The sequence below is a fragment of the Streptomyces albireticuli genome (assembly GCF_002192455.1).
GTDB lineage: Bacteria > Actinomycetota > Actinomycetes > Streptomycetales > Streptomycetaceae > Streptomyces > Streptomyces albireticuli_B.
Map to the genome: position 1 here is coordinate 5286970 of NZ_CP021744.1, position 13527 is coordinate 5300496.

General features: G+C 72.5%; 15 protein-coding genes. 8 read left to right on the forward strand and 7 right to left on the reverse strand.

Annotation, left to right across the window (positions count from 1 at the left end; translation table 11 throughout):
- Window positions 1-38: 38 nt before the first annotated feature.
- The 4 genes from SMD11_RS22785 (at window position 39) to era (ending at window position 3310) form a co-directional block, all read left to right on the forward strand.
- Window positions 39-860 carry a helix-turn-helix transcriptional regulator gene (locus SMD11_RS22785; RefSeq protein WP_234366137.1) on the forward strand — a complete coding sequence of 274 codons (822 nt, stop codon included), beginning with the start codon at window positions 39-41 and terminating at the stop codon, window positions 858-860.
- Window positions 861-1212: 352 nt separating this feature from the next.
- Window positions 1213-1563, forward strand: a complete 351-nt coding sequence (locus tag SMD11_RS22790; RefSeq protein ID WP_087930679.1) for a cytidine deaminase — start codon at window positions 1213-1215, stop codon at window positions 1561-1563.
- 145 nt (window positions 1564-1708) lie between these two features.
- On the forward strand, window positions 1709-1999 hold the full coding sequence (locus SMD11_RS22795) for a hypothetical protein (RefSeq protein WP_087928201.1): 291 nt from the start codon (window positions 1709-1711) through the stop codon (window positions 1997-1999).
- Window positions 2000-2368: 369 nt separating this feature from the next.
- Window positions 2369-3310, forward strand: coding sequence for a GTPase Era (gene era, locus SMD11_RS22800; RefSeq protein WP_087928202.1), 942 nt, complete (start codon window positions 2369-2371; stop codon window positions 3308-3310).
- A 41-nt stretch (window positions 3311-3351) separates the two neighbouring features.
- Here era and SMD11_RS22805 read toward each other — a convergent pair whose 3' ends face one another.
- Both SMD11_RS22805 and SMD11_RS22810 read right to left on the reverse strand, forming a co-directional pair.
- Entirely contained in the window at window positions 3352-3624 is a 273-nt protein-coding gene (locus SMD11_RS22805; protein WP_087928203.1) for a protealysin inhibitor emfourin, read from the reverse strand.
- Between the two features lie 29 nt (window positions 3625-3653).
- Window positions 3654-4712 carry a M4 family metallopeptidase gene (locus tag SMD11_RS22810; protein ID WP_087928204.1) on the reverse strand — a complete coding sequence of 353 codons (1059 nt, stop codon included), beginning with the start codon at window positions 4710-4712 and terminating at the stop codon, window positions 3654-3656.
- 377 nt (window positions 4713-5089) lie between these two features.
- Here SMD11_RS22810 and leuA point away from each other — a divergent pair, with 377 nt between their 5' ends.
- Window positions 5090-6871, forward strand: coding sequence for a 2-isopropylmalate synthase (leuA, locus tag SMD11_RS22815; RefSeq protein ID WP_087928205.1), 1782 nt, complete (start codon window positions 5090-5092; stop codon window positions 6869-6871).
- A gap of 202 nt (window positions 6872-7073) precedes the next feature.
- Window positions 7074-7814, forward strand: coding sequence for a TerB family tellurite resistance protein (locus tag SMD11_RS22820; protein WP_087928206.1), 741 nt, complete (start codon window positions 7074-7076; stop codon window positions 7812-7814).
- 9 nt (window positions 7815-7823) lie between these two features.
- Here the strand turns inward: SMD11_RS22820 and SMD11_RS22825 are convergent, their stop codons facing one another.
- Together SMD11_RS22825 and SMD11_RS22830 are read right to left on the reverse strand one after the other, a co-directional pair.
- Window positions 7824-8003, reverse strand: a complete 180-nt coding sequence (locus SMD11_RS22825) for a DUF397 domain-containing protein (RefSeq protein ID WP_087928207.1) — start codon at window positions 8001-8003, stop codon at window positions 7824-7826.
- A 10-nt stretch (window positions 8004-8013) separates the two neighbouring features.
- Entirely contained in the window at window positions 8014-8865 is an 852-nt protein-coding gene (locus SMD11_RS22830) for a helix-turn-helix domain-containing protein (protein WP_087928208.1), read from the reverse strand.
- 248 nt (window positions 8866-9113) lie between these two features.
- On the opposite strand from SMD11_RS22830, the gene SMD11_RS22835 reads away from it, so the two are divergent.
- Complete coding sequence (locus SMD11_RS22835; RefSeq protein WP_087928209.1) at window positions 9114-9566, forward strand: ATP-binding protein; 453 nt, start codon at window positions 9114-9116, stop codon at window positions 9564-9566.
- A 61-nt stretch (window positions 9567-9627) separates the two neighbouring features.
- Here the strand turns inward: SMD11_RS22835 and SMD11_RS22840 are convergent, their stop codons facing one another.
- Window positions 9628-10287 (reverse strand): TetR family transcriptional regulator, encoded by a 660-nt coding sequence (locus tag SMD11_RS22840; RefSeq protein ID WP_087928210.1) that lies wholly within the window; start codon window positions 10285-10287, stop codon window positions 9628-9630.
- Window positions 10288-10383: 96 nt separating this feature from the next.
- On the opposite strand from SMD11_RS22840, the gene SMD11_RS22845 reads away from it, so the two are divergent.
- On the forward strand, window positions 10384-11313 hold the full coding sequence (locus SMD11_RS22845) for a zinc-binding dehydrogenase (RefSeq protein ID WP_087928211.1): 930 nt from the start codon (window positions 10384-10386) through the stop codon (window positions 11311-11313).
- A 339-nt stretch (window positions 11314-11652) separates the two neighbouring features.
- Here the strand turns inward: SMD11_RS22845 and SMD11_RS35525 are convergent, their stop codons facing one another.
- Entirely contained in the window at window positions 11653-12237 is a 585-nt protein-coding gene (locus SMD11_RS35525; protein ID WP_159395347.1) for a hypothetical protein, read from the reverse strand.
- Window positions 12238-12770: 533 nt separating this feature from the next.
- The gene (locus SMD11_RS22855) at window positions 12771-13520 is read right to left on the reverse strand and encodes a hypothetical protein (RefSeq protein WP_087928212.1); all 750 of its coding nucleotides are present in this window, start codon (window positions 13518-13520) and stop codon (window positions 12771-12773) included.
- Window positions 13521-13527: the final 7 nt, after the last annotated feature.

Below are 13527 nucleotides of genomic sequence, written 5' to 3' on the forward strand. Positions count from 1 at the left end.
GGAAGTCGCGCCGTCGTCAGGAGCTCAGGGAGTTCCTGATGAGCCGTCGGGCGCGGGTGAGCCCCGGCGAGGCCGGGCTGCCGGACGGCGGCGCCCGCCGCCGCACCCCGGGCCTGCGCCGCGAGGAGGTCGCGGTCCTGGCCGGTGTGGGCGCCTCCTGGTACCAGTGGCTGGAGCAGGGGCGTGACATCACCGTCTCCCCGCAGGTCCTCGACGCGGTCGCGCGCGTGCTGCGGATGGACGGCCCGGAGCGCCGCCACCTGTACGTGCTGGCCGGGCTGAACCCACCGCAGCCGGAGTCCGCGGAGGACCCGGAGTACCTGTGCGAGGGGCTGCACCGGCTCATCGACGGCTGGATGCCCAACCCGGCGCACATCATGGATCCGTACTGGAACCTGGTCGCCCAGAACGAGTCGGCCGGTCTGGTGCTCGGCTTCCGCCCGGACGTGAAGCAGAACTGCCTGGTCAACTTCTTCACCGACCCCGTCTACCGCGCCCGCGCCACCAACTGGGACGAGAACGCCCGGCGCCTCGTCGCGCAGTACCGCGCCGCCTGCTCGGAGCGCCCCGACGACGAGGGCTTCCAGGAGGTCGTGGCGGAGGTGTCGGCCGGGAGCCCCGAGTTCGTCGAGATGTGGGCGCGCGGCGACGTCCAGCCCGCCGGCCAGCTCGTGAAGGAGTTCGACCACCCGCTCGTCGGCACGCTCTACCTGGAGAGCACCCAGCTGCGCGTACCGGCCCGGCCGGACCTGGTGATCGTGCTGCACAACCCGGTGCCGGAGTCGGGCACGGCGGCGAAGGTGGCGTGGCTGAACTCGCCGGAGGGGCGGCGGGGCGGGATGCTCTCGGTGGCGGGCTGAGGCCGTTCGCGGGCGTCTGGGCCCGTGGAGAAGGGTTGGGAGGCCTCCGTGGGGGTGGCCGCCTGGAGCACCTCCACGGGCTGAGGCCATCTGCGGCCACCTGGGCCCGTGGAGAACGGTTGGGAGGCCCCGTGGGGGCCCGCCCGGAGCACCTTCACGGGCTGAGGCCGTCCGTGGCCGCCGTGGCCCGTGGAGAACGCTCGGGCGGCTTCTCCCGGGGCGCCTGCCCGGAGCACCGCCGCCACCGCCCCTCCCTCCCCGCCCGCGGCGGCGCTGCGGGCCGGGCGGGCGCTCTCCACCTCCCGATAACCCTCCCTCCCCGCGCGCGGCGGCGCTGCATATGCTCGCCGCTATGACGGAGACGACACTGGACCCCGAAGACCGCAAGATCATCACGCTGGCCCGTTCCACGCGGGCCCGCAACGGCGTCCCCGAGGGCGCCGCCGTGCGTGACGAGACGGGCCGGACGTACGTCGCCGGGACCGTCGCTCTCGACTCCCTCCACCTCTCCGCCCTCCGCACGGCCGTCGCCATGGCCGTGGCCAGCGGCGCGAAGTCCCTGGAGGCCGCCGCCGTCGTCTCCGAGGCGGAGACCCTGCCGGACGAGGACCGCGCCGCCGTACGGGACCTCGGCGGCCCCGCCACGCCCGTCCTGCTCGCGGGCCCCGACGGCACCGTGCGCACCACGCTCCCGGCGGGCTGAGCGCCGTGGAGGAGCCGACGGGGCCGGAGACGGCCCCGGCCCCGGCGCGGGCTGCGGCGCGGGCCTCCGCCGAGCGCCGGTCGAACGTCATGAGCACCGTGCTGGTGGTCGCGGGGGCGATCCTCACGGCGGGTGTCCTCGTCGAGTGGGTGCGGGGGAGGGCTTCGACTGGGCGACTTCCGCCTGGCTGCTCGTCCTGTGGCCGCATGGGATCCGGCAGCTGCTGCTGACACGGGGGCGGGCTCGGGCGGCGGCTCGGGCGGAGGCGGTGGGGATGTGGACGCCGCTGGCGGCGACGCTCCTGCTGTGGGCGTCCTTGATCATCGGCTGGCGCCGGGGGGAAGGTACGGACTGGCTCGTGTTCGTCGCCGCGCTGGTGTTGCCGGTGGCGGGGGTGTTCCTGCTGGGGAGTGTGCTGGCGAGGCGGCGGCGCTGAGGGGTGCGGCCCTGCGGGCGGCTTTTTCCCCAGCCCCGCCCCTTCCCGGAACTGGGGGCTTCGCCCCCAGGCCCCCTGGTTCCGCGCTGACGCGCGGTGGCCTCAATCGCCGGCCGGGCTTGATTTGCCCCCTGCCCGCGGCCGGCTCTCCGCTGTACCAGTGGCGGCTTTCCCGCCCGGTTCCGGGCAACGATTCAGCCCGTCCGGCGTTTGAGGACCGGGGTCCGGGGCGGAGCCCCGGTTCGGGAAGGGGCGGGGCTGGGGAAAGGCCCGCCGCAGGCGCACCCCGGACCGCCCCCGCCACACCCCGACCCCACCCACCCGCACCACTGGTCGGCACCCGCCGACGGATCGGGGAGAATACCCCGTATGGACAGTGCTGCCTCCCCCTCCCAGGCCCCTCACCGCGCGGGCTTCGCGTGCTTCGTCGGCCGCCCCAACGCGGGCAAGTCGACCCTGACCAACGCACTGGTGGGGACGAAGGTCGCGATCACCTCCAACCGGCCGCAGACCACCCGGCACACCGTGCGCGGCATCGTGCACCGCCCGGACGCCCAGCTCGTGCTGGTGGACACCCCCGGTCTGCACAAGCCGCGCACCCTGCTGGGCGAGCGGCTCAACGACGTCGTGCGGACCACCTGGGCCGAGGTCGACGTGATCGGCTTCTGCCTGCCCGCCGACCAGAAGCTCGGTCCGGGTGACAAGTTCATCGCCAAGGAACTCGCGGGGATCAAGAAGACCCCGAAGATCGCGATCGTCACCAAGACGGACCTGGTCGACTCCAAGCAGCTCGCCGAGCAGCTCATCGCCATCCAGCAGCTGGGTGACGAGCTGGGCATCCAGTGGGCGCAGATCGTCCCGGTCTCGGCCGTCGGCGACAAGCAGGTCTCGCTGCTGGCCGATCTGATCGCCCCGCTGCTGCCGGAGAGCCCGCCGCTCTACCCCGAGGGCGACCTCACCGACGAGCCCGAGCAGGTCATGGTCGCGGAGCTGATCCGCGAGGCCGCCCTGGAGGGCGTGCGCGACGAGCTGCCGCACTCCATCGCCGTCGTGGTCGAGGAGATGCTGCCGCGCGAGGACCGCCCGGCCAACAAGCCGCTGCTGGACATCCACGCCAACGTCTACATCGAGCGCCCCAGCCAGAAGGGCATCATCATCGGCCCCAAGGGCTCCCGGCTGAAGGAGGTCGGCATGAAGTCCCGCAAGCACATCGAGGCGCTCCTCGGTACCCCGGTCTTCCTCGACCTGCACGTGAAGGTCGCCAAGGACTGGCAGCGCGACCCGAAGCAGCTGCGCAAGCTCGGCTTCTGAGCACCGCCGCCGCTGCCGAAGGCGCCTGACGCGGATCCGCGTCAGGCGCCCTCCTTCAGCACGAACCGGATCAGTTCCCGCTGCTCATGGGTGAGGTGCGGGTCGGCGCAGTGGATCGTACGGCCGTCCACGCTGATCTCGTACCGGAAGCCGTCCGGCACCCCGGTCACCGCCGTGCCCTCCTCGGCGGCCGAGGCGAGCGCCCGGTGCGCCAGGGCCTGTACGTGGGTCGCGTCGGGCCGGCCGGTGGTGTCCAGCTCGGCCCGCCGCTCGATACCGGCGAAACCGCCGGTACGGGTGATGGCAATCCGCATGACGCCATCCTTACCCCGTTCGCCCGGCTCTACGAGACGGGCACCCCCACCGAGGACCACGCCTTGAGCACGGCCTGGATCTCGTCGCCGTCGCCGAAGAGCCCCCGGGCCGACGCCGCCGTGAGCCGCGCGAAGTCCGCGAAGTCGGCGTCCGACGCCAGCTCGCCGCCGGTCAGCGTGGCGTACCAGATCTTCCCGGCCCGCTCCCAGGCGTTGCCCCCGAGGTCGGTGGCCAGCAGGTAGAAGGCGTGGTTGGGGATGCCGGAATTGATGTGCACCCCGCCGTTGTCCCGCGAGGTCCTCACGTAGTCGTCCATCGTCGCCGGCTGCGGGTCCTTGCCCAGCACGTCGTCGTCGTAGGCCGTGCCCGGCTCCTTCATCGAGCGCAGGGCCACGCCGCGGTCCACGTTCGGGCCCAGCAGCCCGGCCCCGATCAGCCAGTCGGCCTGATCGGCGGACTGCCCCAGCGCGTACTGCTTGATCAGCGAGCCGAAGACGTCCGCGACGGATTCGTTCAGCGCGCCCGACTGGCCGTAGTACTCCAGATTGGCCGTGTGCTGGACGACGCCGTGGGTGAGCTCATGGCCGATGACGTCCACCGGAATGGTGAAATCCAGGAAGAGGTCGTTGTCCCCGTCACCGAAGACCATCTGGGAGCCGTCCCAGAACGCGTTGTCGTAATTCTCGCCGTAGTGGACGGTGGCATCCAGCGGCAGCCCGGAATCGTCGATGGAGCGCCGCCCGTACACCTTCAGGTACAGGTCGAACGTGGCGCCGAGACCGGCGTGGGCGCGGTTGACGGTGGCGTCCTTGGACGGGGCGTCGCCCTCCGCGTGCACCTTGCGGCCGGGTGCGACCTCGCGGTGCTCGGCGTCGTAGATGGTGCGCAGCGGCTTGTCGGACGGGGTGCCCGCGGGCGCGGCGGCGGCCCGGAGGGTGGTGATCCGGCGCCGGGTGCGCTGGAGGGAGTCGTGCTCCAGGGTGCGCCGCGCGGGCTCGGAGACCGCCGGGTCCTCCGACCGGGCGAGTTTGTCGAGGACGTGCGGAGGCACGATCGTGCAGAAGACCGGATGGATAGCGCGTTTCATGGCGTGCAATGTGGCACCGCGCCTCCGGCTTGTCACTGCTTGCCGTCGAGCTTAATTAAATCGAGTGGTTGGCTATCATTTGCAGGACAGCGATTCCGCAATTCCTCTCCGCGGTGCCGCCGGGAGCGCGCGTGCCATCGACGCCACCGCCGCGACCGGGCCGCGTCCCGCATGCTGATACGGGCCTTCCGCATGGCGGCCGCCTCGGTTAGCGTGCTGGACATCATGCGTTACGGGCTGCTTCTCCTTAGCTGCCGCGGTGAGGGCCTGTAGTCGTAGGCCGACCCCCTCCCCGCGGAGTTCGGTGCTGCGGTTCACCCGCCCGGTGACCAGCCCCCGTCGGCCGTCCACGCGGACACCCGAGGAGCCCCACGCAGATGCCCGAGCCCCGCACTTCCGAGATCGTGGCCGTCGGCCGCCCCACGCCCGTCACCGCCGCCACCGTCACCCAGCGGCCCTCCGGAATGCCGGTCCACAAGTACGGACAGTACGAGGCCGTCGACATCCCCGACCGCACCTGGCCCGACCGGCGCGTCACCGCCGCCCCCCGCTGGCTCTCCACCGACCTGCGCGACGGCAACCAGGCCCTGATCGACCCGATGTCCCCGGCCCGCAAGCGCGAGATGTTCGACCTCCTCGTCCGGATGGGCTACAAGGAGATCGAGGTCGGCTTCCCCTCCTCCGGCGCCACCGACTTCGCCTTCGTGCGGTCGATCATCGAAGAGGGCGCGATCCCCGAGGACGTGACGATCTCCGTCCTCACCCAGGCGCGCGAGGAGCTGATCGAGCGGACCGTCGAGTCCCTGCGCGGCGCCCACCGCGCCACGGTCCACCTCTACAACGCCACGGCCCCCGTGTTCCGCCGCGTCGTCTTCCGCGGCTCCCGCGAGCAGGTCAAGCAGATCGCCGTCGACGGCACCCGCCTGGTCACCGAGTACGCCGACAAGATCCTGGGCGACGACACGATCTTCGGCTACCAGTACTCCCCGGAGATCTTCACCGACACCGAGCTGGACTTCGCCCTGGAGGTCTGCGAAGGCGTCATGGACGTCTGGCAGCCCGAGGCCGGCCGCGAGATCATCCTCAACCTGCCCGCCACGGTGGAGCGATCCACGCCCAGCACGCACGCCGACCGCTTCGAGTGGATGTCCCGCAACCTCTCCCGGCGCGAGCACATCTGCCTCTCCGTGCACCCGCACAACGACCGCGGCACCGCCGTCGCCGCCGCCGAGCTGGCGATCATGGCCGGCGCCGACCGGATCGAGGGCTGCCTGTTCGGCCAGGGCGAGCGCACGGGCAACGTGGACCTGGTGACCCTGGGCATGAACCTCTTCTCCCAGGGCGTCGACCCGCAGATCGACTTCTCCCAGATCGACGAGGTCCGCCGCACCGCCGAGTACTGCACCCAGATGGAGGTCCACCCGCGCCACCCCTACGCGGGCGACCTGGTCTACACCGCCTTCTCCGGCTCCCACCAGGACGCCATCAAGAAGGGCTTCGAGGCCATGGAGGCCGAGGCGGCCGCCGCCGGCAAGACCGTCGACGACATCGAGTGGGCCGTCCCCTACCTGCCCATCGACCCCAAGGACGTCGGCCGTTCGTACGAGGCCGTCATCCGCGTCAACTCGCAGTCCGGCAAGGGCGGCATCGCGTACGTCCTCAAGAACGACCACAAGCTGGAACTGCCCCGCCGGATGCAGATCGAGTTCTCGAAGATCATCCAGAACAAGACCGACGCCGAGGGCGGCGAGGTCACCCCGCAGGAGATCTGGTCCGTCTTCCAGGACGAGTACCTGCCCACGCCCGCCGACCCCTGGGGCCGGATCGCCCTCCGCTCCCACCAGACCACCACCGCCGGCGAGAACACCGACGTCCTCACCGTCGACGCCGTCGTGGACGGCGCCGACACGGTCCTGACCGGCACGGGCAACGGTCCGATCTCCGCCTTCTTCGACGCCCTCGCCGGCCTCGGCGTCGACGCCCGCCTGCTCGACTACACCGAGCACACCATGAGCGAGGGCGCCAGCGCCCAGGCCGCCTCGTACATCGAGTGCGTGATCGACGGCAAGGTCCTCTGGGGCATCGGCATCGACCCCAACACCACGCGCGCCTCGATCAAGGCCGTCGTCTCGGCGGTCAACCGCGCGCACCGGGGCTGACCCGCCGCGGTCCCTTCCCCACGCGAGTTCCGTCCGGGCGTCAAGCGGCCGTCACCGAATCCACCGTATCCGGTGGCCCGGTGGTGTATCCGGCCAACTGGCGCCCGGACTCTGCGCACGGGGTACTGACGCCACATCATCGATGTGGCTAACATCACGTCAACGCGGCCATGGGGTCGTGGCGTTATGGAGGTGCGCCGTGATGTACGCGCGAGGCCGATCCGGTCCGGACCGGTGCGTGGTGGGCGTGCGCACCGTATGGCGGACCGTCGGTGACGGCGAGTTCTACTGCCCCGGATGCGGAGGCGACCGCAACTACCGCCGCCGCACCGGCCGCCGCCGCCTCGTCGCGTTCGGCGTCCCGCTGCTCCCGCGCGGCCCGGCCGGCCCGATCGTCGAGTGCACCGCCTGCCGCACCCGCTACGGCATGGACGTCCTCGACCACCCCACCACCACCCGCTTCTCCGCGATGCTCCGCGACGCGGTGCACACCGTCGCCCTCGCCGTCCTCGCCGCGGGCGGCACGGAGGCCCGTACGGTCCGCCGCGCGGCGGTCGGCGCGGTCCGGGCCGCGGGGTTCGTCGATTGCAGCGAGGAACAGCTGATCACCCTCATCGAGGCCCTCGCGGCGGACACGGGGCGGCTCCCCGGCATGTACGCGGGCGGCGGCGGCCTCGGCGACGGCACGCCGTGCCGCGACGGCTTCGACCCCCGGGGCACGGCGCTCGCCATCGAGCTCCACGAGGCCCTGGAGCCGCTGGCTCCGCACCTCGCCCCGGCCGGCCGCGAGACGATCCTGCTCCAGGGGGCGCGGATCGCCCTGGCGGACGGGCCGTACCGGCCGGCCGAGCGGGAGGTTCTGGCGACGGTGGGGCGGGCGTTGCTGTTGTGTCCGGAGGATACGGATCGGTTGCTGGCGGGGGCGCGGCCGGCGGCGTCTTGATCCGTCCGCCTACGGGAGTCTCCTGACGCGGGTCAGGAAGGCGCGGGCGGTGGCCGGGGTGGTGGAGATGACGACGTCGGGATAGTCGCTCTCCCGGATGCCGACGTGCCCGTCGTCGCGTCTCAGCTCTACGCAGCTGCCCTCGGCCTCGGAGAACGAGGACTTCTGCCACGTTATGGATCCACTCATCGCGTGCCGCTCACAGTTCCTTTGCGATACGGGAAATGACGTCTTGGGACTCGCCGACTCCTAGGGATACGCGTTCGAGCGCGTCGTACGTGGCCCGGTAGCCGGCAAGCTGCGACGGGGTGTCCAGGAGGACCGAACCGTAGGCGGAGTCCAGCTGCACCGTGTCCAGCTGCGGGACGACGCCGCCCGCGTACAGCATGCTCTGGGCGGAGCCGATGAACTCTTCGGTGGTGAACGGGATGACCCGCACCTCCACGGTGGGCCATTCGGAGACCTCCAGCAAGTAACGCAGCTGTTCGCGGGCTACGTTCCGGCCGCCGTAGAGCGCGTGCAGGGCGGCCTCGTGGATGATCGCCTCGAAGGGTGGCGGGGCGGGCCGTTCGAAGATGGCGCGTCGACGCATGCGGTGTTCGACCCTGATGTCGAGTTGGGCGGCGGGCAGCGCAGGAGTGCGGCCACTGAAGATCGTGCGTGCGTAATCCTCGGTCTGGAAGATGCCCGGGACTGTGAGCGTCTGGAAGGCCCGCAAGTACTGCGCATGATGTTCGAGCTCCGCGATGTCGAGGAACCCCACCGGCAGGGCCGTTCGGTAGCTCTCCCACCAACCCTTGCCGCGTTCATCCGCCATGGCGCAGAGAGCGGCGATCAGCTTGGCATCGGTGACCGAATAGATGGCGGCGAATCGTCGAACTCGTTCGGAGCTGACGCCCCAGCGCCCGGACTCGATGTGGCTGATCTGTGCCTGGTTTCCGCCCAGCAGCTCTCCGGCCGCTCGCGTGAGCAGTCCGGTGGACTCACGCAGCTTGCGGAGCTCGGCACCGAGCCGTGCTTGCCTCGCGGTTGGGCTGCTCCGGGGTGGCATGGGCTCCCTCTCTGGTCTGCGTGCCAAGTGTGCAGCGCACAGTCTTGCGGGTCCACCGACGGAGCACAGGCGTTGGCCTGCGCTTGAGAGGTTACATACATGTGCCCTATGGTCTGGCTCACACCGCGCGACGCCGCTGGCGAACGCTCGAAGTGCAGCTTCCTGCATGCCTGTTGGGGATTCAGGGTGGCCGGGCCACGGGTGTCGGCGAGACGCGGGAGATCGCCATCAGCCTCAAGGGAGATCCCATGCGTATGGCAACGCTCGACCGTCCCCGCCCCTCCGAAGACGCCGAACCCGAATCCGTCTACCGGTTCACGGCCCCGGCCTGGCCGGGAACCGCCCGCGTCGCACGCGAGTTCGTCGCGGCAGCACTCGTCGCGACCGGGCGCGACGCCCTCGCCGAGAACGCCTGCGTCTGCGTGTCCGACGTCGTCTCCAACGTCGTGCGGCACGCGCGCGTGACCAGCCTCGCCGTCGAGGTGGCCGTGCACCACGACCACGTGGTCGTGGGGGTGAGCGACACCGACCCCGGTCGGATCCCGTGGCGGCGGAAGGTCGCGGCCGACTCGGAGGGCGGGCGGGGGCTGATGCTCGTGCAGCGGCTGTCGGAGGCGTTCGGGGTGGCGTGGGAGTGGGACGGGCTGACGCTCGTGGGTAAGCGGGTGTGGTTCGAGCTGCGGGATTCGGCCGTGGGGTGAGTGGGGGGGGAGGGGCGGTGGTCAAGCGGCGGCTCTGCCGCCCGGCCGCCGCCCGGCTCGCCTACTCCGCCCGTACGGCCGCCGTCAGCGTCAGGCTGCCCGGCAGTGCGGCGAACGCGGCGCGCAGGTCCGTCGCGAGGTCGTCGCGGGTGGGGGTGCCCGGCCGGTTCGTCCACTGCTCGATCGCGCAGTGGGAGGCGGCGATCAGGAGGTCCAGGGCGAGGCGCGGCCGCAGGTCGTCCGGGCCGGCGAAGTGGAACCGGCGGTGCAGGATGTCGAGAGCCGCACGGCTCGTCCCGTGGCAGAAGTGCAGGCCGTGCGCGTCCATGGACGGGGTCTTCGCCGCCAGCCGCCGGCTGAGCAGGACGCGGTGGGCCCAGCCGTCCTCGGTCATGCGTTCAAGCGAGGCGTACAGGGCCTCCTGGAGCATCTCCGCCACCGGGCGGTCGCCCGGCTCGCGGGTCTCCAGGTCGTCGAGGAACGTGCGCCACAGATCCTGCGTGGGCGCCATGGCGACGTCTTCCTTGCCCGCGAAGTTGCGGAAGAACGTGCGCTTGGAGATCTCCACCGCGTCGCAGAGCTCGTCGAGGGTCACCCCGCCGAAGCCCCGGGCGGTGAACAGCTCCAGGGCGGTGTCGATCAGCGCCTGCCGGGTGCGCAGCTTCTTGCGCTCGCGCAGGGGGAGGCGGGCGTCGCCGGACGGCGGGGGCTCAGCGGTCATGGGGTGATCGTATCCGAGGGGCAAGCGCCACTTGCACGCTTATGCCACCGAGTGGCATAACTGGGTTTCTTGATCCTCAATGAAGGGTGCACCGCCATGCGTGCTCTGCTCGTCGACCGTTCCGCCCCCTCAGGACTGCGCCTCGGACAGGCGCCCGATCCCGAACCGGCGCCGCACCAGGCGCTGATCCGGGTGACGGCGACGTCCCTCAACTACGGCGAGGTGCGGTTCATGCTGCAAGAGGTGCCGGACGGGGCCGTTCTCGGCTGGGACGCGGCGGGGGTGGTGGAGCGGGCCGCCGCCGACGAGTCCGGGCCGGCGGCCGGTACGCCCGTCGTCACGCTCGGCGTGGCCGGGGCGTGGGCCGAACTCCGCGCCGTGGACACCGACTGGATCGGTACGGTCCCGGCCGGGGCGGATCCGGGGGCGGTCAGTACGGTGCCCGTCGCGGGGGCGAGCGCGCTGCGCGCCCTGCACCGGGTCGGCCCGATCCTGGGCAGGCGAATACTGGTCACGGGTGCGACGGGCGGCACCGGCCGGTACGCGGTGCGGCTCGCCCGCCTCGGGGGAGCGCACGTCATCACGTCCACCGGGGACCCGGACAAGCACGGCGACAGCTTGCGGGCCGCCGGGGCGCACGAGGTGGTGGCCGGGCCGCACGAGGTGGGGGAGCCGGTGCACGGCGTCGTGGACATGGTGGGCGGGCAGCAACTCGTCGACGCGTACGGGCTGCTGGTCCAGGGTGGCACGCTGGTCGCGGTCGGGCACTCCGCGCACCAGGGCGAGAACTTCCCCTTCGGCGCGCTCTTCGCCGACAACGGGCGGCACGACCGCTCGATCGTCACCTTCTCCCTGCCCGAGTGCGCGGGCCTCTCGTCCGACCTGACCTGGCTCGCCCACCGGGTCGCCGCGGGGGAGCTGGAGCCGCAGATCTCGTGGCGGGGTGGCTGGGACGTCGCCGGTGAGGCCGTGGACGCGCTTCTTCAGCGGCGGCTGCACGGGAAGGCGGTCCTGGACATCGTCTGATCGCACGGTTGAGTGGATGTTCCGTCCATCGGATGAACTCCGGGGCGAACGGTGATTGGAAACCCGCGCGGACGCGCAGCCTGTTCCGCGTGAGGGGACGCCTGAGGGCAAGGTATGCGGCGGGTCTGGCCATCACCGCGGTGCTCGTGTGCGCGGGTGAGGCGGCGGCGGTGGACGCGGGGGCGAATGTCGGGGTGGGGGGCGCGCCGGTGGTGGACGCGTTGGTCACCGATCTGCCGGATCTGGTGCCTCCGCATCCGCCGTCGCGGGTGAACGCGGATCTGCTCGGCGGGGCGGTCAGAGCCGACCTGGTGGACAACGGGCAGGGGTGTCTGGATGTCACGGCGCGGGTGGTGGGGGTGGATGCGAACGCTTGGCTGAAGTGCCGGGGTTCGGCGCCGGAGGAGCCGGCTCCTCCGGCTCCTGCGCCACCTGCTCCTGCGCCACCTGCTCCTGCCCCTCCTGCTCCTGCGCCACCTGCTCCTGCGCCACCTGCTCCTGCGCCTCCTGCTCCTGCCCCTCCTGCGCCGGCGCCTCCTGCTCCTGCCCCTCCTGCGCCGGCGCCTCCTGCTCCTGCCCCTCCTGCTCCTGCCCCTCCTGCGCCGGCGCCTCCCGCGCCTGCCCCGCCGGCTCCGGGGCCTGCGGAACCTGCTCCTCCTGCGCCTGCGCCTCCGGCTCCTGCTCCTCCCGCTCCTGCTCCTCCCGCGCCGGCACCACCTGCGCCGGCACCACCTGCGCCTGCGCCGCCGGCTCCGGCCCCGCCCGCTGCGGAGCCGCCGGCTCCCGCTCCTCCGGCGCCTGTGCCCGTTCCGCCCGCGCCTGCTCCTCCGGCGCCCGTTCCGCCCGTGCCCGCGCCGCCCGCTCCGGCACCGCCCGCGCCCGCTCCTGTTCCGCCCGCAGCCGAGGTCCCCGCGCCTGCCCCACCCGCCCCGCCTGCCGCCGAGGCTCCCGCCCCGGCGCCGCCTCCGGCGCCCGCGCCCGTACCGCCTGCTCCTGTCCCGCCTGTCCCGCCCGTGCCTCCGGTCCCGCCGGTGCCCGCGCCTCCGGCTCCCGTGCCGCCGCCCGTGCCACCGGCCCCCGTCCCCCCGGATTCCCCTGACGAGCCCGCGCCCGGTCCCGGTGCGCCCGTACCGCCCGCTCCCGCCGCTCCTGCCGCGCCGCCCGCCCCCGGGCCCGTGCCCATCGGGGACGTGCCCGCGGCTCCTGACGCGCCGTCGGCGGAGAGGCCGCCGCCGTTCCGTACGGCTCCGCCGCCGGCGGCCGTTCCGCCGAAGTTTCCCTCGCGGCCGAACTACCGGCAGTCGGAGGGGGCTTCGGGGAAGAAGATGCAGCGGGGGCTGACGTTGGTGACGATGACGTTGCTGGTGACGGCGCCGGCGGTGTTGGCGGCGTTGTTGCTGCGGCCGCGGTCTGGAGGGCGGGGGAGGCGCTGAGGGGGCGGGTAGGGGAGAACCCCGTCACTGCGCCAGCGGCTCCGCCGCTGCCCGCGCCCGCCGCGACGGCCGCCGCCGCACTCGCGCACGCCACAGCATCACCACCAGCACCGGCCCCCCACCCCCCGCCGCCGCCAGGAGCAGGCCCGTCTGGGCCGAGTCCGTGACGAGGGGGGCCATGAAGGCGGCGGCCGTGAGCCAGGTGCCCGCTACCGCGGGGAGGATCAGTTCGCGGTAGCCGAACGCGGGGGCCGTCGCCGGGCGGCGGGTCCAGCGGAAGGTGAGGCGGAGGAGGGTGCCGCTCAGGGCGAGCAGGGCCAGGCCGCAGGAGAGCGGGAGGCGGTAGCCGTCCTTCGGCTGGTCGGCCGTGTACTGCCGGACGCCCTTGAACTCGACGAAGCGGACCTTGCTCCGCCAGGAAGTGATCGTCACCGGGTCGCCGGCCCGGACCGCGCCGAACACCTTCGGCGTGCCGATCATGTCCAGGCGGTGGGAGGGCCCGTCCTTCTCGGTGACCGTCAGCCAGTGGTGCGCCGACCTGCCCTCGCCCACGGTCGCGGTGTCCCGGACCGTGGCCGCGTCGGGCCGCCGGCACTCCGTGGACGGGTCGGCCTGGAGGCAGGCCGAGGCCGTCGCGAAGGCGCGGCCGTCGGCGCGCTTGTCCGGCACGGTGACGAACAGGACGAACGCCGCGATCAGGGCGAGGGCCGCGCCGAGAAGAGCCGCGGGTATCGCCGGCGGCCGCTTCCGGCGACGCGGACGGGCCGTACTCAACGGGTGC

What these genes read in the sequence shown, in the direction of transcription:
- SMD11_RS22785 (WP_234366137.1), top strand. Translation starts at nt 39, where the DNA reads ATGAGCCGTCGGGCGCGGGTGAGCCCCGGCGAGGCCGGGCTGCCGGAC.
- SMD11_RS22790 (WP_087930679.1), top strand. Translation starts at nt 1,213, where the DNA reads ATGACGGAGACGACACTGGACCCCGAAGACCGCAAGATCATCACGCTG.
- era (WP_087928202.1), top strand. Translation starts at nt 2,369, where the DNA reads ATGGACAGTGCTGCCTCCCCCTCCCAGGCCCCTCACCGCGCGGGCTTC.
- SMD11_RS22805 (WP_087928203.1), bottom strand. Translation starts at nt 3,624, where the DNA reads ATGCGGATTGCCATCACCCGTACCGGCGGTTTCGCCGGTATCGAGCGG.
- SMD11_RS22810 (WP_087928204.1), bottom strand. Translation starts at nt 4,712, where the DNA reads ATGAAACGCGCTATCCATCCGGTCTTCTGCACGATCGTGCCTCCGCAC.
- leuA (WP_087928205.1), top strand. Translation starts at nt 5,090, where the DNA reads ATGCCCGAGCCCCGCACTTCCGAGATCGTGGCCGTCGGCCGCCCCACG.
- SMD11_RS22820 (WP_087928206.1), top strand. Translation starts at nt 7,074, where the DNA reads ATGTACGCGCGAGGCCGATCCGGTCCGGACCGGTGCGTGGTGGGCGTG.
- SMD11_RS22825 (WP_087928207.1), bottom strand. Translation starts at nt 8,003, where the DNA reads ATGAGTGGATCCATAACGTGGCAGAAGTCCTCGTTCTCCGAGGCCGAG.
- SMD11_RS22830 (WP_087928208.1), bottom strand. Translation starts at nt 8,865, where the DNA reads ATGCCACCCCGGAGCAGCCCAACCGCGAGGCAAGCACGGCTCGGTGCC.
- SMD11_RS22835 (WP_087928209.1), top strand. Translation starts at nt 9,114, where the DNA reads ATGCGTATGGCAACGCTCGACCGTCCCCGCCCCTCCGAAGACGCCGAA.
- SMD11_RS22840 (WP_087928210.1), bottom strand. Translation starts at nt 10,287, where the DNA reads ATGACCGCTGAGCCCCCGCCGTCCGGCGACGCCCGCCTCCCCCTGCGC.
- SMD11_RS22845 (WP_087928211.1), top strand. Translation starts at nt 10,384, where the DNA reads ATGCGTGCTCTGCTCGTCGACCGTTCCGCCCCCTCAGGACTGCGCCTC.